We start from the raw sequence: 17,364 nt of genomic DNA, 5'->3' as shown, positions 1-17,364 counted from the left end.
CGGTGCTACTGCGCCGGCAGCTCGAGATCGCTGCTGCTCACGCAGCTGCGGGTGGGTTCGATCCGGGCCACCGAATTCTCCAGCTGCACCAGAAGTGTTGAAGAAGACACTTCCTCCGGATCGAAAATGACTTCAACCGCCGGTTCCCGGCCGTAGGTGGTGGCGGTCCACGTGGCATCGTCTTCGCGCAGGATCCAGTCGACGCCGTTAACCGTGGCGCACTCGTCGGTGGTTGGCCCGGGAACCGGAACTCCGCAGCGCAGAATGATCTTGGACGGATTTCCCCAGGCCGAGCTGGCCTGGCTGTCCGTTTTGCGCTGTTCCTGGCCGGCGAGTTCCGCGGGCAAAGCCACCATCACCTCGGCGCAGTCCGGGTTGCCGGCGTCCGGAGCCGCTTCAATGTCGGCAACCGGAGAGCAGGCGGTCAGGCCGGCGGCGAGGGCAAGGACGGCCGCCGTCAGGGCAGCGCGGGAGGAGAACATGCCTTAAAGGTTATCTTCCCCGGGTCCTCCCAAAGGAATCCGGGGTTTAGCCCCCGGGCCGCCAGGCTCATAGCTCGTTAGACTCAGGGAGTTTTTATGACGCAGTACGTTCACGGCCATGAGCAGCCGGCAGCCCGCCGGCGGCATCCGTTGCGCAACACCGTGATGGTTTTGCTGGTGCTCCTGATCACCGCGGCGCTGATAGCCGGCGGCTATCTCTGGAGCCTGGCCCGCAGCTTTGACAACGGCACCACCACCATTGAAAACGCCCTCCCCGCCAACAGTCCCCTCAAGGACCCGCGGGCGGGGAACTCGCAGAACATCCTGCTGATCGGCACCGATGAGCGCGACCCCGGGTCCGAGGCCGCCCGGTCCGACACCGTGATGCTGCTTCACGTTCCCAGCGACGGAAGTGCCGCCTACGTCATGTCCATCATGCGGGACACCTGGACGGACATCCCCGGCTACGGCGAGCACAAAATCAATGCGGCCATGGCCCTGGGCGGGGTCCCGCTGGTGGTGGATACCGTGCAAACCATGTTTGACGCCCCGGTTGACCACGTGGCCATTGTGGACTTTGAAGGATTCAAGGGGCTCACCGATGCGCTGGGCGGGGTGGAGGTGGATAACCCGCTGGAGTTCTCTTCCAGCATTGCCGACGACCATTTCCCGGCTGGAGTTGTCTCCCTGGACGGAGACTCCGCCCTGAACTATGTGCGTGAACGAAAAGCCTTCGCCGAGGGGGACTATCAGCGGGTCCGCAACCAGCAGACATTTGTCCGGGGATTGATCTCCTCGGCCCTGTCAAAGGAAACACTCCTGAACCCGGTCCGGGTCAGCCGTGCGGTGTCGGAAATTTCCCCCTACCTCAGCGTTGACGAGGACCTCGACGCCGCCGCTGCGGGCCGGCTTGCCTTTTCTCTGCGCTCAGTTCGCGGCGGAAATATTGAAATGTTTACCCTGCCCACGGTGGGCACCGGAACTTCAAGCGACGGACAGTCTATTGTGATCAAGGACGAAGCGTCCATTGCCGAGATTGCACAGGCACTGGACACTGACACAATGGCAGAATATCTGGCAGCTAATAGTGGGGGCATATAGCGTGAATGCAGGGCTCTGGCGGCGACGGGCCGGAACCGCCGCGGCGGTTGCCGTGCTTTTCTCATCCGTGGCAGCGGGACCGGCGCTGGCGGTTCAAACCCCGCCGCCGGGTGTGCCTACCCCAGGGCCCAGTGTTCCGCCGGCACCCACCATCCCTCCGCCCGTGGCCCCCGCCCCGGAGCCTCCCGTGATTCCGGTGCCTGCTCCGCCTCCCTCCACGCCCGCTCCGGCCCCCGTGCCGGACCCGGTCCCTGTTCCGGAGCCGGAACCCGCGCCGGAGCCCGCCCCCGCGGCCCCTGCCATTGATCCCGCAACCGGATACGTGATCGACGCCGCCACCGGCTATCTGGTGCATCCGGAGACGGGCTGGCTCATTGAAAGCGGAACCGGATATCTCATTGAACGCGGGAGCATGCTGTACACGGACTATCGGTGGGATCCGATGACCGGTGTGGTGCAGCTGGGGGCAGAAGCCACTCCTTCCCCCACGCCGTCGGCAGCTCCTTCCCCCACGCCGTCGGCCTCAGCAACCCGCGCCTCCACGCCCAGCCCTTCACCCACCCGGACAAAGGCCGGCGCGCCGGCAGCGGGAGCGGGATCGGACAAAACCCCGGTGGCTGCGGAATCGGCGGCGGCAAAAGATGAAGCCGGTTCGGACTGGGTGATTCGGAGTTTGGTTATTTTGCTGCTTTTGGCCGGCGGCGCTGTTTACTATTCAAAAATGCGCGGATCAGGCGCGGCGGAAACATTAAATCGTTCAACAAGACGAGAGTAGACTAGGCAGATAAATTATAGTCTCGGCGTAAGTCCGTAGTGCATTGGGGGAATGATTGTGCGGGTTCTGCTACTAACGCACTCGTATTCACCCGAACACAGCCCGCCCCAGCGGCGCTGGACCCAGATCATCCGTACCTTCCGGAAACTGGGCTGGGACGTCGACGTCGTCGCTCCGGTTGCGCATGCCCCGCACGGACGGCGCACCCTGCCGCGTACAGAAGCCGGCCGCGCCTTCCGCCGCGACACAGGCGTATACGGTGAACGGATCCGCCGGGTTCCCTACCTCTGGCACCGCACCACCCGGCTGGGACGGCTGGCGGACCATCTGGTGTCGGCAGCCTGCACCGTGCCCGCGGCGCTCATGGGCCCCAGGCCGGATGCCGTCATTGTCACCGTCCCCAGCCTGCCGATCCTGGGCTCCGGCTACGTGGCCGCACGCCTGCTGCGCAGGCCCCTGGTCGTGGACATGCGGGATGCCTGGCCGGACATCGCCCGGGACGCACGCCTGGTCCCCGGCGGCGCCAAGGGCCTGGCCGAACGCGCCATCACAGCCATCCAAAACCGCGCGGACCTCGTTGTCACCGTGACGTACGGTTTTGCGCAGACACTTCGGGACCGCGGACTGGGCAACGTAGCGACCGTCAGCAACGGCGTGGACGTGTCAGTGCGTGAACTGCTTCTGCCGCCGCCGGAGAAGTCGGATTTCCTGAACGTGCTGTACCTGGGCAACCACGGCGAGAGCCAGCGCCTGGACGTTGTGATCCGTGCTGCCGCCCTGGCCCGGGACTGCGTGCGGTTGAGCCTCGTGGGGCACGGAGTGCAGCGGCGGGAACTCATCGCGCTGGCGAAAGAACTGAATGCGCCGGTGGTGTTCCACGATCCGGCTGTGGGCGCCGAGGTGATGGAACACTACCGCCGCGCGGACACCTGTGTGGTCTCGCTGCGGGACGACTGGAAGTCCTTCGAAACCACCATTCCTTCCAAAACCTATGAAGTCCTCGCCGTCGGCCGGCATGTGACCGCGATTGTGCTCGGCGAAGCCCGCAAGATCATTGAGGAATCCGGAGCCGGGGACGTAGTTTCGGCGCACCCCGAAAAGGTGGCTGACCTGTGGCGGGAACTGGCGCAGGACAGATCCAGGCTGCTGACCGGTACCGCCGGACGTGACTGGGTGCACGACAACGCCAATGTGGATGCCCTGGCCGAGTCCTATGCGGAGCTGCTGACCACGCTGGTAGACGGGGTCTCCACTCCGTGAACCGTTTGGGAATCCTCCTGCGCAACCTCCGCCTGGCGGGAGGAACCGCCGTCGAGCATTTGGGCGATGACCCCGTGGTGCTGGCGCTGCAAGTTTCCCGCCGCCTGCCGCCGCGCATGCTGCAGCGGCTGCTGGACGCCGCCGCGCATATCCCCGGCCGCGGAACCCTGCCCTCACTGGAGGCACTGCTGCGCGGTGACATCTCCCGGCTTGAAAAAAACCTGCGGGACGGCTTGCAGAACCCCGCCCGTGACGGACGCCGGCTGCACCGGGCAGACCTGGCCACCGCAGCCGGACTGCCGGACCTGGCAGCCGAACTTCTGAAGGAAGTGCGGCCCGACGCTCCGGGACGCAGGGGAACCGCGGCCCGGCTGAACTGGTACAACGGTGACATGCAGGGCGCGGTGACCGCCCTGGACGGCGGGTCCGCCCGGGAAAGAGCGCAGCAACGGCGGCTTGCGGCCGAGGCACGTGTTTTTGCCGGCTGGCAGCCGACCCTGCCGCCGGTGCAGGGGTACCGCCCGCAGCCCCGCACCGTGCTCCACGTCCTTACGAATTCCCTGCCCCACACCCAAAGCGGCTACGCCCAGCGCACGCACTCCATCCTGAAGGCCCAGCTGGACCTGGGCTGGAACGTCCATGCTGTGACCCGGCTGGGCTACCCCGTACAGGTGGGCAAACTCCGTGCCCGCGACACCGACGTCGTTGACGGCGTGACCTACCACCGGCTCCTCCCGGCCCGCATGCCCTTTGGCATGGACCGCCGCCTGCAGCGCCAAGCCGAGGACCTGCTGGCACTGGCGCGCGTGCTGCGGCCAGCTGTGCTGCACACCACCACGCACTTCACCAACGGACTCGTGACCGCCGCCGTGGCCGAGGCACTGGGGATTCCCTGGGTGTACGAGGTCCGCGGACAGCTGGCGGACACCTGGGCCTCCACCCGGTCCGACGCCGCCCGCAGCACCCAGCGCTACCTCGAGTTCAAAGCCTGTGAGGGCCGGGTGATGAACCGTGCCTCGCTGGTGCCCACCCTGGGAACGGTGATGGCCGCGGAAATTGAGGCAGCCGGAGTGGATCCCGCCAAGCTCCTGCTCCTGCCCAATGCCGTGGGGGAGTACTACCTGTTGGAACCGCTGACGCCACGGCAGGCCCGCATGGAGCTGGGATTGCCCGCGGATTCGGCAATTATCGGAACGGTCAGCAGTCTGGTTGACTATGAAGGTTTGGACGACCTGCTGAGGGCGTTTGCCCTGCTTGCCCCCCGGCATCCGCAGCTGATGTGCCTCATTGCCGGAGACGGCACGGCTGCACCGGGACTTAAAGCCCTGGCCGCGGAGCTCAGGATTGACGGGCGCGTTCTGTTTCCCGGACGTGTTTCCCGCGAGCAGGCGCATTTGTACCATCAGGCACTCGATGTTTTTGTGGTGCCTCGGAAGGACTTGAACGTGACACGAGCGGTTACCCCGCTGAAACCGGTGGAGGCCATGGCCTGCCGCACCCCTGTGGTGGCCAGCAGGCTGCCTGCCCTGGCAGAACTGGTGAACGACGGCAACAACGGATTATTGGTGCAACCGGAAAACCCGGCAGCCCTGGCACAGTCGCTGGAGAGCCTGCTCCTGGACGGGGACCTGCGGAACCGGCTGGGACACAATGGCCGCACCGAAGTCCTCGCCACCCGCACCTGGCAGGCCAACGCCGGCCTCTGCCTGGAACACTACGAGAATCTGGGTGCTGCCTGATGAGTTCGGCACAAACTGACGCGTCAACGGCAGCCCGGGTCCAGCCGCTTTCCGTGAACGTGCGCGGCCTCCAGCGAGTCGGGGCGCGGCCCGGATTTGTGGACTATCTGGTCCAGGTCTGGAATTACCGCGAGTTCATCTTTTATGACGCCAAATCCCGGGTTCAAAGCGGCAACCGCCGGGACCGGCTCGGCAGCATCTGGCTGATCCTGAACCCGGTGCTCAACGGTCTGACCTATTTCCTGATCTTCGGGCTGATGCTGGGCACCGGTGCGGGGATAGAAAACTTTGTCGGCTACCTGGTCATCGGCATCTTCCTTTTTCAGTACAGCTCGCGCGCCATCACCAACGGCGCGCGGTCCATCCAGCAGAACCGGGCCGTGGTCCAGGCATTCAGTTTCCCCAGGGCGACCCTGCCCATATCGGTCAACCTGCGGGAACTGCTGGCCAACATCCCCGGGTTCATCGTCATGGTTCTCCTGGTGCTGCTGATGCCGCCCACGGAGAAAATCTCCTGGCTCGGCCTGCTGATCATCCCGGCCATTGCACTGCAAACCATCTTCAACCTGGGCGTCGGGCTGATTCTGGCCCGCGTCATCTCCAAGGTTAATGACGTGGTGCACCTCCTGAGTTTCGCCCTCCGGGCCTGGATGTATGCGTCAGCCATTTTTTATTCCTATGACCGGTTTATCGACCAGCCGGTGTTCCTGGAAATCATCAAGCTGAATCCTCTGTTCAACGTCCTGGACATCGTCCGCGACGTTCTGCTCTACAACACGGTGCCCAACTGGCAGTCCTGGGCCATCCTCAGCTGCTGGGCGTTTGGCGCGCTGGCCATTGGGGCCCTTTATTTCTGGCGGGCGGAGGAAACCTATGGACGCGGCTGAGGACCTGGACTATCTGCTGGAGGATCCCTGCATCGTCATCGATGAGGTGAGCATGCGTTACCGGGTGCCCTCAAGCGAGGCACCGGCCTACGCGGACAGCAGAAACACCGGTGCAAAGATGTTCCGCAGGCTGACGGCCAAGCCCAACCTCGTCACTGTCGACGCGCTGAACCCCATGTCGCTGGTGGCAGTGCATGGTGAATCCATTGGCATTGTTGGCCGCAACGGATCGGGCAAGAGCACCCTGATGAAGCTCATAAGCGGACAGATCAAACCCACCACGGGAGCCGTCTACGCGGTAAGCACCCCCGTCATGCTGGGGGTCAACGCTGCCCTGGTGCCGGAACTGCCGGGAGACCACAACGTGGTCCTGGGCTGCCTGGCCATGGGTCTGAACCGGGCGGAGATTGCCGAGCGCTACGACGAAATTGTTGAGCTGTCCGGCCTGGAGAAAGCCATTCACCTGCCGATGCGCTCCTATTCCTCCGGAATGGCCTCCCGCCTGCGCTTCGCCATTGCCGCCAGCATCGATCCGGAGATCCTCCTCATCGATGAAGCTCTCAACACCGGTGACGCCCAGTTTGCCGACCGCAGCAAAAAGCGGATGGACGAGCTCCGCGAGAACGCCGGCTGCGTGTTCCTGGTGAGCCACAGCCTGGAAACCATTCTGGAAATGTGCACCCGCGTCGTCTGGATGGACAAAGGGGATCTCATCATGGACGGCGAGCCCCAGGCAGTCGTCCAGGCCTACCGGGATTTCACGAAGCAGCTCTCACAGGGCAACAACATTACGGCCGGGAAAATGCGGAGGGCCGCCATCAATTCGCTGACGGTCACCCGCGTGGTGGGCCGCGGCACCGGACGCCGCAGCACGGAGATCCGGTAAATGGGACTGCTCGCCGAGGTCCGCACCGGGCTCTGGCACCTCAGGGCCGGCGGTCCCGCCCAGGTCCGCGACTGGAGAATCCGGAGCCGCGCACAGCGCAGCTTCGCTGATCCCGCCAACGCCCGCGGGGTGGAAGCAGGATGGATCGGCCGCGGTTCCGCCCGGCGGCTGTCCATTCCGGCTGCTTCCCTGCCGGCTCCGGCTCCGCGCAGGAGTGACCTGACGGTGGGCGTCATCCTCGACGAATTCTCCGCCATGGCCTTCGCCCATGAGTGGAACACCGTTGCCCTGGACCCCGCTTCATGGCGGCAGCAAATGACGGATGCCGGAGTGGAGCTGGTGTTCATCGAATCCGCCTGGGCCGGCAACAACCGGCTGTGGCGCGGAAAACTCGCCGGGCCGGCAGGTCCCGCCCCCGAGCTGGTGCAGCTGCTGCAGTGGAGCCGGCAGCAGGGCATCCCCACCGTCTTCTGGAACAAGGAAGATCCGCCGCACTACGAGGACTTCCTGCCCGCGGCAGCGCTCTTTGACCACGTGTTCACCTCCGATGTGCTCCGGGTGCCGTTCTACCGGCAGGACCTCGGCCACGACAACATCGGGGTGCTTCCCTTCGCCGCCCAGCCGGCCATTCACAACCCGGTCCGTCCCCGGCACGGCAGGCATTCCCGGGACATTGCCTTTGCCGGCATGTACTTTGCGCACAAATACCCGGAGCGCCGGGCACAGATGGACCTGCTCCTGGGCGGGGCGATGGATGCCTCGGCAAAGCTTCCCACGGGGTTGGAAATCTTCTCCCGGAAGCTCTGTGGGGACCCCAATTACCAGTTCCCGGCCCCGCTGAGTGCCCGCGTGGTGGGATCCCTGAGCTATCCGCAGATGCTCTCGGCCTATAAGGCCTACAAAGTGTTCCTGAACGTCAATTCGGTGGTGGATTCGCCCAGCATGTGTGCCCGGCGGATCTTTGAAATCAGTGCAGCCGGCACCCCAGTCATCAGCACGCCCAGCACAGCAGTGGAGCAGTTCTTCACTCCCGCGGAAGTTCCGGTGGCAGCCACCCGGGAGGAAGCGGCCGCGCTGAGCCGGGCTCTGGCCTCAAATCCGGAGTACAACGACCGGACCGTGCACCTGGCCCAGCGCCGCATCTGGGACCGGCACACCTACGCGCACCGGGCCGAAGCAGTTTTGCAGGCGGCCCTTCCCGCCCGCGCCCGCCCGGTGTCCCGCCCCTCGGTCTCGGCGCTGGTGCCCACCATGCGCCCGCACCAGCTGGATAGCCTGTTCAGCACACTGGGCCGCCAGCAGGGCGTGGACCTGGAACTGGTCCTCCTGACCCACGGTTTCGAACCGGTTCCGGAGCAGATCAAGGCGCTGCAGGTAAAGCACGGGCTGGCCAAAGTGACGCTGCTGACCGCTGACCGCACAGTATCCCTGGGCGAATGCCTGAACCGGTGCGCCGCCGCCGCCACGGGGGAGGTGGTGGCCAAGATGGACGACGACGACCATTACGGCCCGCACTATCTCAGCGACCAGCTGCACGCCCTGGAATATTCCAAGGCGGACATTGTCGGCAAGCAGGCCCATTACATGCACCTGCGCAGTTCCAACGCGACGGTGCTGCGCTTCGGAGCCCGGGAGCACCGGTACACGGATTTTGTCATGGGACCCACCATCGTGGCCCGCCGCAGCCTGGTCCTGGAGCTGCCCTTCCCCGCACTGGGCCTGGGTGAGGACACCGGCTTTCTCCGGCAGGCAGCCGCCGCCGGCAAGCGCATCTACTCAGCAGACCGTTTCAACTACTTTCAGGTCCGGGAAGCAACCGGGCACACCTGGCAGGTCGACGACGCCACCCTGTTGGCGTCCGGCGATCTGAGATTCTATGGGGGACCACATGAGCACACAGACATATAAGGCCGGCGAGGCCGCCACCGAAATCTCCGCCGTCGCCGTCGTCGGCCTCGGCTACATTGGGCTGCCCACCGCCGCCATCCTCGCGGCCAAGGGCCTGGATGTGATTGGAGTGGATGTCAATCCGCTCACCGTGGAGGCCGTCAATCAGGGACGGGTGCCGTTCATTGAACCCGACCTGGGCATCCACGTGGCCGGTGCAGTGAGCCAGGGCCTCCTCACGGCGCAGGAAACCATGCCGGAAGCGGACGCCTACATTGTGGCCGTGCCGACGCCGTTCCGGGAGGACAAGACCGCGGACCTCGTTTATGTGGCGCAGGCAGCCCGGAGCATTGCCGCCCGGATCCGGCCCGGCAACCTGGTGATCCTCGAGTCCACGTCACCTCCCGGCACCACCCGCCGGATGGCTGATGTCATTCTGGAACTGCGCCCGGACCTGGCCGCGGAAGCCAACGGCGGCAGGGACGCCGTGCTGTTTGCCCACTGCCCGGAACGGGTGCTGCCCGGACGGATCATGATTGAACTGGTCACCAATGACCGCATCATCGGCGGACTGACGCCGGAAGCGGCAACCGCCGCCGCCGGCCTGTACAGCACGTTCTGCCAGGGCAGCATCCACCTCACCGACGCGGCCACCGCTGAGATGGCCAAGCTGGTGGAGAATGCCTACCGCGACGTGAACATCGCGTTCGCCAACGAGCTCTCCGTCATCAGCGACAATCTCGGCATCGACGTGTGGAACCTGATTGAGCTGGCCAACCACCATCCGCGCGTGAACATCCTCCAGCCCGGCCCCGGTGTGGGCGGCCACTGCATCGCGGTGGATCCCTGGTTCATTGTGTCTGCGGATCCGGAGAACTCGCGGCTGATCCGCACTGCCCGCGAGGTCAATGATGCCAAGCCCGGACACGTGGTCGCCGAGGTAATGGCAGCCGTGGAAGGCATGGAAGCACCCGTCATCGCCGCCCTCGGCCTGGCCTTCAAAGCAAACATCGATGACACCCGTGAATCTCCCGCGGTGGAAATCGTCCGCCGGCTGGCGCTGGAAAACCCCGGCTACCGGATCCTCGCCGGCCGGTCCCTGCTCGGCGCGAAACTTCCGGAGGAGCTTGAACCGCTGCCGAACGTCACCTCGGTGCTCACGGACGACGCCGTAGCCGCCGCGGACGCCGTCGTCCTCCTGGTGGATCATGACGCCTTCCGGGAGATCCGGCCCGAACAGCTGGCCGGGAAGGCCGTCATTGACACCAGGGGATTCTGGCGCACCACGGCATGAAAAATCTTGCCCGGCGGTTCAGCGGTGCCGCCGCAGACCTGCATCCGGCGCTGAAGGCACGGATCCGGCGTGCCTCGGGGCGGGGGCGGCGTTCCGGCCGCTCCGACCACGGGCTGCTGAGCGTGGTGGTGCCGATGTACAACGTGGCGCCGTATCTGGACCGCTGCCTCACCAGCCTGGTGAACCAAAGCTATGCCCGCCTGGAAATTATCGTCCTCGACGACGGATCAACGGACGAGTCGGCAGCGCTGGCTGCCCGCTACGCCAGGTATGACCGGCGGATCCGCCTGATCAAACTGCCGCACGGGGGCAACGGGCGGGCGCGGAACACCGGCATCGCTGCTGCCCGCGGGCAGTTCCTCACCTTTGCCGACGCCGACGACGTCGTTCCTCCAGATGCCTACGAACTGATGATGGCCTCGCTGGCCGCAACCGGGTCGGATTTCTGCGTGGGTTCCTACGGCAGGATCCGCGGCGGCAGGAAGACTCCGGTCCGGCTGGCCGAGCAGCTCCATGCCCGGGCGCGGTCCCGGGTGAGTGTTACCGATGTTCCGGAGATCATCGACGACGTCTTTCTCTGGAACAAGGTTTTCCGCCGGCAGTTCTGGGACAAGCACGTGGGCGCCATGCCGGAGGACATCCGGTACGAGGACCAGGAAACCACCGCCCGGGCCTATCTGCGGGCCACCTCCTTCGATGTGCTGGCGGACGTGGTCTACTGGTGGCGGATCCGCGAAGACGGCTCCTCCATCACGCAGGCCAAGTATCTGCTCGAAGACCTCTGCGACCGCCTGACCGTGGCCGGTGACGTCACCTCCCTTATGGAAGCCGAGGCTCCTGCGCCGGTTGCGGCCCACTGGCACCGGCGGCTGCTCGGCTCGGACCTGATCCCCTACATCGAACAGGTCCCGGACGTCAGCGAGGAGTTCTGGCAGCTGCTCCGGGACGGCGTTCAAAAGTTCTGCACTGCCGGTGCGCCGTTCCTGCCGGATCTCGATCCGCAGGCGCGCGTGCTGCTGCATCTGAGCGCCGAAGGCCGGCGCGAGGACATCCGCCGCGCCGTGGCGGACCGGATCAACAACGGCACCGCGAGCCCTCTCGTCTTTGACCGGGAACGGATCTTTGCTGAGCCGCCGCTGCTTCGGGTTCTCGATTCCGCCGTGGACCGCGACCTCCTGGAAGTTCATCCGGAGGCCCTTGAACTCGTGGCCGCGCTGGAACCCCCGGTATTGGAGGACGACGGCGGTGCCTGCGTCCGGGGGCACGCCTACCTGCGCAACGTGGACCTGCGCCGCACCGTAGTCCGGCTTTCGGCCGGTGTCACCGGACCGGGTGGTTTCCAGGCACTGCCGATTCAGCACCGGACGGATCCGGACCTGGACGTTCTTTCCGGTGACCGGAACTGCAGCTATGCGGACTCGGCGTTCAGCCTGCGGCTGGACGCACCCGTGCCGCCGGAGCTGATCCTGCGCGCTGAAGTCGACGGACACTGCGTGGAACGAACGGTGCCCCTGCCAGCCGCAGCCCAAACGGCCCGGGAGATCCCCGTTTCCGGACCCGAGGTGACGGCCCTGCACACTGTACCGGACACCGACACGGTGGAACTGGTCCTGGCCGGCGCCCCCGCAACGGCGGGCTACGCCCTGGTCACCGCCCGCTTCCGGATACCGGCCGCAGCGGTCACCGCCCTGCCCGACGGCGGGCTGCGGCTGAGCTTTTCGATGGCCGCGCCGCGGTGGGGCAGGGAGCTGCCGGCACCGCCGTCGGGCGCCTACACACTGCGCTGGCAGGCCGGCGGAGGACAGCCGGGCCCCTCGGATCCGGCAGTGCCCGTTGCCGGCGGAACCGCTTCATCCTTCCGGTCGAGCCTGCTGAGCGCCGTGCGCGTACGCGGAATCCGGACCGCGTCGGGCGCCATGGCCGTGAGCATCGCCGCACCCCTGGCAGATGATGAGACCGGAACCTTCCACCAGTACCGGCTGCGCCGTGAGGTTTTCGGCGGGGATCCGGCACCCGAGCTTACGCCCGGAGTCCTCTTCGAGAGTTTTGGCGGAAAGAGCTGCTCGGACAGTCCGCGGGCCATTTCTGATTACCTTGCCGCCAGTGGTTTTAACGAACCCCTTTATTGGTCGGTCGCGGATCGTTCCGTGGAGGTGCCGGAGTACGCGGTGCCGCTGCTGCAGGGCTCGGCACAGTGGTACCGGAAGCTGGCGTCCACCCGGCGGTTGGTCAACAACAACAACTTCCCCTGGTACTTCCGTAAGTCACCCGGTCAGTTCTATCTGCAGACCTGGCACGGAACGCCGCTGAAAAAGATTGGCTTGGACGTGCCACAGCGGGTGCTCTCTTTGTCCTACCGGGATCTGATGGCCCGGGAAGCGCAGTGGTGGGACCTGCTGCTGGCGCAGAATGACTTTGCCGCCAAGGTTCTTCCGGCGGCCCTGGGCTACACGGGGGACGTGCTCACCATTGGATACCCCCGCAACGATTCGCTGCTGGATGCGGATGCCGGGGCAACCCGGAACCGGGTGCGCGGTCTGCTCGGCATCCCGGCCGGTCAGAAGGTGCTGCTCTACGCTCCCACCTGGCGCGACGCCGTGCGGGACGGTTCCGGGCGTTCGGACTGGACCGGGTTCCTGGACGTGGCCGAAGCCGGCCGAAGGCTGGGCCCGGGATGGACCTTCCTGATCCGCGGCCACCACAACGTGGCCGGCCAGCGGCGCCTGGAAGAGCACCCGCAGGCCGTTGACGTGACCGATTACCCCGAGGTGAATGATCTCTATCTCGCCGCGGACGTACTGGTCACAGATTATTCGTCAGCGATTTTCGACTTTTCCGTGCTCGGCAAACCAATTGTTTTGCTGGTTCCCGATCTGGCAGAATACCGGCAGTCCCGGGGGTTTTATCCGGATCCGGCGGATGTCTTCTCTCTGCTGCCGACGGTCTCTGATACAACCGAACTTACGGGCGTCCTCAGCGCTTTGGACCCGGGAAGATCCGGGTCCGGCAATGTCGCGGACCGGTATGCGTCCGCGGACCGGGGCGCAGCGGCCGAGGCAGCTGCCGCTGCACTGCTGGCAGTTCCCGTCCCGCTCGTCAATCCAACCGGAGGCCTACGTGGCTAAGGGCCAGTTTTCCCTCATAGTGGCGCTAATATGAAATTGAGCTTGATTATAAAGCGCTATTCGGAGGATAACAAGCCCTGAGCTCAGGGTCCTCTGATCATCAAATCTGAGTAAGATACCGCTATGAGAATAGCGATGAAATACATTCGGCCCTTGTTGGTGGAACACCGAATATTTCTAATGGGGCATGGGGTGGTGACTTTAGAAGCCAGTGGTAGTACTTACAAAGATGATGCGATGATCGATATTCAGCCCGGCGTCGTTATGGAGCCTTACTCAAGCTATTACGCTGGCAGCGGCACCCAGATGGTGACGATGGGATCCTTCTCCTATGTTCTTAGTCGCATGCACCCGGCAGTCAGTATCGGACGTTATACATCCATCGCTCTCGGTATGCGAATCATGGGAAACAAGCATCCATTGAAAAGAGTTTCTACCAGCCCTTCTTTCTATAAGTATGGTCTTGTGATGAAGACATTCGAAGCGGACCGAGGTGCAAAGTCTAAATATGAGCCATTTGATGAGGGCATTGAAAGAATTGTAATTGGAAATGATGTTTGGATCGGTGAAAACGTTACACTTGCACACGGTGTGACCATCGGAGATGGTGCCGTCGTCGCGGCTAACTCCGTAGTAACTAAAGACGTGGCTCCATACTCCGTTGTCGGTGGGGTCCCCGCTCGTAAGATCAAGGACAGATTCTCACACGCCGTCATTGCCAAGCTTGAAGAACTGCAGTGGTGGCGATATTCACCGGAATCAATATCAGACCTTGATCTCGAGAACCCTGAGTATTTTTGTGTAAAATTTGCTGACCGTATGAGTTCCAACGACATCGCGCCCTTTGTGCCATCCAAAGTGCTTACCTACAGCGACTTCGAAAACCTGCGGCCCTAGAGGTGTTCATGGTTAGAGATGCCGCCAAGTTATTGCGGGCAAGCGGGTTTGGACGGGTCTCGTCCAGTTCGGACGTGACAGAATACTTCGAGATGATTTACGTACGTACTGCCTTGGGTGTGGCGATTGGCTGCCCGGCGGGGCGACGCGGGACGATAGTATGTATTTAGACAGGGGCTGGTGGTGTTGATTGTGGAGCACAAAATAGTGCTGGTGCATCGGAGTGATGTCGAGGTCTTCTGCGCAATCCATAGAATGTGACTGGAGAGTAACGTGGCTAAGGGCCAGTTTTCCCTCATAGTGGCGCTGTACAACGTGGCCGACTATGTTCCCACTTTCCTCAAATCCCTGGATGCCCAGACCTACCCGGTGGGGGACTTGGACATCGTCGTCATCGATGACGGATCGACGGACGAATCTGCGCGGGTGGTGTCCGAATGGGCTCGCGGCCGGTCAAACGTGCGGCTGGTCCGCAAGGACAACGGCGGGCCAGCCTCGGCCCGCAATGTGGGGCTGGACCTGGTGCGGAACGACTGGGTGACGTTCTGCGATCCCGATGACGCCTTCCATCCGGGCTATTTTGAGCGGATTGCGGCGTTTCTAAGCCGTGACACCCAGCAATCGGCGCAAATGCTCACGGGCCGCCTCGTGCAGTTCAATGACGCTTCCCTGCGGACCTCCCAGGGGCACCCGCTGAACCGGAAGTTCCGTCAGGGTGACCTGCTGGTTGATCTTGATGCGAACCCGGAGTATTTCCACATGCACGGGCCCACCACCTTCCTGCGCAGGGATGTCCTGGAGACGCACCGCCTTCGTTTTGATGAGCGGATCCGTCCCAAGTTCGAGGACGCCAACCTCATTGGGCGTTATCTTGCCGTAGCGGAAAAGCCCGTGGTGGGCCTCGTTGCCTCAGCCACCTATTACTACCGCCGCCAGCGCGCCGGTGCAGCGTCCCTGGTGCAGGGGACGTGGGGAGATCCCCGCGCGTACAGCGACCTGCCGCAGTACGGCTGGCTGGGAATGCTCGAGGCCATCCGCTCCAGCGCCGGAAGGGTTCCCCACTGGGCGCAGTACATGGTCCTCTACGACCTGGTGTGGTTCTACATTGATGACAAACGCATGCACAGCGACACCGGCTCAGCCACACCCGAGCAGCAGGCCAGCATGCACGAACTGCTGGAACGCATCATCTCCCTGATCGACGAGGACGTCGTCAATACGTTCAGCGTGGTCAGCCAGGGATGGCTGTTCCACAACATTCTCCGTACCCATTACAAGGGCATCCAGTACGCCGATCCGCTAGTAGTGCAGGGCAAAACCGATCCGGTGCAGCAGGTCACCACGTATCACTACCTTTTCCAGGGGGACCTCCCGCAGGAAGGGTACGTAGTGGACGGTGTTTCCCGGACGCCGGTGGCCGCCAAGGTCATGGAACACCGGGTACTGGGAAGAATTTTGATCCGCGAGCGCATCCTTGTTCTTCCTGCGGGGGAGAGCACCGAGATCGTATTGGACGGGGTTGCGGCAGTTCCCACCACCGACAGAAGGGTGCCCCTGCAGCCAGGGCGCAGGCCCCTGCCGGCTCCCTATCTTGAACTGGCCGCCGGACCCGCTCAGGGGCGCCTGGCTCGGAGAGCCGCCGGAACCCGGGTTTCCCGGAGCCTGGCGCGGGTCCGAACGGGGCTGACGGCCCGGCAGATCCTGTCCGGACAGTCCCGCCCCCGCACCCTGGCAGCGGCAGTACTGCGGGTGCTGCGCCGGCAGCGCAAAGCCGCCGAAGCCAGGAAGCGGAAAGCTGCGGACCAGGCGCTGATCGCTTCGGCTGCCTCCGAACCGGTGCGCTCGCGGTACAAGGATGCCTGGCTGCTGATGGACCGGATTGACCGGGCCGACGACAATGCGGAGCACCTCTACCGGTACCTCATGAAGCACCGGCCGGACATCAACGCGTTCTTTGTCATCGAACAGGACTGCGAAGACTGGCACCGGCTGCGCGGTGACGGTTTCAAGCTGGTTCCCTACGGCTCGGACGAAGCGGTGCTCCTGGTGCTGAACGCCGCCTATAAACTCTCCTCCCACGCCAACTGGAACGTTGAATACCCGGTAAACCGGAAACGCTATGGCAGCGGCGACGCCAAATTTGTCTACCTCCAGCACGGCGTCATCAAAGACGATATGTCGCGGTGGATCAACGGCAAGGACATCGCGGCAATGGTCACGACCACCCGCAGCGAGCACGAATCGATTGCGGGCAACAACAGTGTGTACCGTCTGTCGAACCACCAGGCCAAACTCGTGGGGCTTCCCCGCTACGACGCCCTGCGCGCAGCAGCCCTGGCTTCACCTGTTCAGGAACGCCGTCAGGTCCTGATTGCCCCCACCTGGCGGCAGTACGTGAAGAAGGTCATCGAGGTCTGTGCCACGCCGGCTGAGGCAGCCCGGGCCTTTGAAGCGACGGACTTTGGCGGAACCTGGATGACATTGCTCCGGTCCGCCGAACTGAAGGAATTGAGCGTCAACCAGGGCGTGGACGTGGTCTTCATGCCGCATCCCGAGTTCGAATTCGTGGTGCCGTATCTGGACCTGCCCGAATTTGTGCGGGCGGCGCGGTACCGGGACGTGAGCGTCCAGGCTGAACTCACCAAAGCCCACACCCTGATCACCGACCATTCCTCCATTGCCTTTGACGCCGCGTATGCGGGGAGCAACCTTATTTACCTGCAGTTTGACGGCGACGAGATTTTCCGCGGCAAGCACGTGTACCGCAAGGGGTATTTCGATTATGCCCGGCACGGCTTTGGCCCGGTGACCTCCGATGTGGACGGAGCAATCAGGGAGCTGCAGCGGATCATCAGCGGGGGACTGGTGCGCGAGGAGATGTACGAGGCACGGGTGCGGGACACCTTCCCCTTCTGGGATTCGCGGTCATGTGAGCGGATCACCGCGGCGGTGGAGAACCTGGGACGTCCATGGGACCGGCAGCGAACCCTGGACGAACTTTCCGGCAGCGCCGCCGAATGAAGGCTGCGGG

General features: G+C 64.1%; 11 protein-coding genes and 1 pseudogene. 11 read left to right on the top strand and 1 reads right to left on the bottom strand.

Annotated elements, in window-relative coordinates; translation table 11 throughout:
- Window positions 1-5: 5 nt before the first annotated feature.
- On the bottom strand, window positions 6-482 hold the full coding sequence (locus tag AC4D2Q_RS13570; protein ID WP_490925967.1) for a DUF3515 domain-containing protein: 477 nt from the start codon (window positions 480-482) through the stop codon (window positions 6-8).
- Between the two features lie 96 nt (window positions 483-578).
- On the opposite strand from AC4D2Q_RS13570, the gene AC4D2Q_RS13565 reads away from it, so the two are divergent.
- The 11 genes and pseudogenes from AC4D2Q_RS13565 (at window position 579) to AC4D2Q_RS13515 (ending at window position 17,354) form a co-directional block, all read left to right on the top strand.
- Window positions 579-1,583, top strand: a complete 1,005-nt coding sequence (locus AC4D2Q_RS13565; protein WP_490947034.1) for an LCP family protein — start codon at window positions 579-581, stop codon at window positions 1,581-1,583.
- Window positions 1,584-1,746: 163 nt separating this feature from the next.
- A complete protein-coding gene (locus AC4D2Q_RS13560; RefSeq protein ID WP_490947032.1) occupies window positions 1,747-2,358 on the top strand; it encodes a hypothetical protein in 612 nt (203 codons plus the stop codon).
- A gap of 51 nt (window positions 2,359-2,409) precedes the next feature.
- Window positions 2,410-3,618 (top strand): glycosyltransferase family 4 protein, encoded by a 1,209-nt coding sequence (locus AC4D2Q_RS13555; protein ID WP_490947029.1) that lies wholly within the window; start codon window positions 2,410-2,412, stop codon window positions 3,616-3,618.
- The gene (locus tag AC4D2Q_RS13550; RefSeq protein WP_490947027.1) at window positions 3,615-5,357 is read left to right on the top strand and encodes a glycosyltransferase family 4 protein; all 1,743 of its coding nucleotides are present in this window, start codon (window positions 3,615-3,617) and stop codon (window positions 5,355-5,357) included. The genes AC4D2Q_RS13555 and AC4D2Q_RS13550 overlap by 4 nt, the downstream gene beginning before the upstream one ends.
- Window positions 5,357-6,244, top strand: a complete 888-nt coding sequence (locus tag AC4D2Q_RS13545) for an ABC transporter permease (protein ID WP_490947025.1) — start codon at window positions 5,357-5,359, stop codon at window positions 6,242-6,244. Before AC4D2Q_RS13550 ends, AC4D2Q_RS13545 begins: the two co-directional genes overlap by 1 nt.
- Window positions 6,231-7,130: an ABC transporter ATP-binding protein gene (locus AC4D2Q_RS13540; protein WP_490947023.1), complete on the top strand. Its 900-nt coding sequence runs from the start codon at window positions 6,231-6,233 to the stop codon at window positions 7,128-7,130. The genes AC4D2Q_RS13545 and AC4D2Q_RS13540 overlap by 14 nt, the downstream gene beginning before the upstream one ends.
- Entirely contained in the window at window positions 7,131-9,038 is a 1,908-nt protein-coding gene (locus tag AC4D2Q_RS13535) for a glycosyltransferase family protein (protein WP_490947021.1), read from the top strand.
- Window positions 9,019-10,311 carry a UDP-N-acetyl-D-mannosamine dehydrogenase gene (wecC, locus tag AC4D2Q_RS13530; RefSeq protein WP_490947017.1) on the top strand — a complete coding sequence of 431 codons (1,293 nt, stop codon included), beginning with the start codon at window positions 9,019-9,021 and terminating at the stop codon, window positions 10,309-10,311. Before AC4D2Q_RS13535 ends, wecC begins: the two co-directional genes overlap by 20 nt.
- On the top strand, window positions 10,308-13,436 hold the full coding sequence (locus tag AC4D2Q_RS13525; protein ID WP_490947015.1) for a bifunctional glycosyltransferase/CDP-glycerol:glycerophosphate glycerophosphotransferase: 3,129 nt from the start codon (window positions 10,308-10,310) through the stop codon (window positions 13,434-13,436). Before wecC ends, AC4D2Q_RS13525 begins: the two co-directional genes overlap by 4 nt.
- 540 nt (window positions 13,437-13,976) lie before the next feature.
- Window positions 13,977-14,139 (top strand): annotated as a pseudogene (locus tag AC4D2Q_RS13520) (DapH/DapD/GlmU-related protein); the annotation flags it as partial.
- Between the two features lie 467 nt (window positions 14,140-14,606).
- Entirely contained in the window at window positions 14,607-17,354 is a 2,748-nt protein-coding gene (locus AC4D2Q_RS13515) for a bifunctional glycosyltransferase/CDP-glycerol:glycerophosphate glycerophosphotransferase (protein ID WP_490947012.1), read from the top strand.
- The last annotated feature ends 10 nt before the right edge of the window (window positions 17,355-17,364 follow it).

Source organism: Arthrobacter sp. TJ-178 (genome assembly GCF_058269275.1).
This window is presented reverse-complemented; position numbering and strand designations above follow the sequence as displayed.

Coding starts and splice junctions, on each gene's coding strand:
- AC4D2Q_RS13555 (WP_490947029.1), top strand. CDS start 2,410: ATGATTGTGCGGGTTCTGCTACTAACGCACTCGTATTCACCCGAACAC.
- AC4D2Q_RS13570 (WP_490925967.1), bottom strand. CDS start 482: ATGTTCTCCTCCCGCGCTGCCCTGACGGCGGCCGTCCTTGCCCTCGCC.
- AC4D2Q_RS13535 (WP_490947021.1), top strand. CDS start 7,131: ATGGGACTGCTCGCCGAGGTCCGCACCGGGCTCTGGCACCTCAGGGCC.
- wecC (WP_490947017.1), top strand. CDS start 9,019: ATGAGCACACAGACATATAAGGCCGGCGAGGCCGCCACCGAAATCTCC.
- AC4D2Q_RS13540 (WP_490947023.1), top strand. CDS start 6,231: ATGGACGCGGCTGAGGACCTGGACTATCTGCTGGAGGATCCCTGCATC.
- AC4D2Q_RS13545 (WP_490947025.1), top strand. CDS start 5,357: ATGAGTTCGGCACAAACTGACGCGTCAACGGCAGCCCGGGTCCAGCCG.
- AC4D2Q_RS13525 (WP_490947015.1), top strand. CDS start 10,308: ATGAAAAATCTTGCCCGGCGGTTCAGCGGTGCCGCCGCAGACCTGCAT.
- AC4D2Q_RS13565 (WP_490947034.1), top strand. CDS start 579: ATGACGCAGTACGTTCACGGCCATGAGCAGCCGGCAGCCCGCCGGCGG.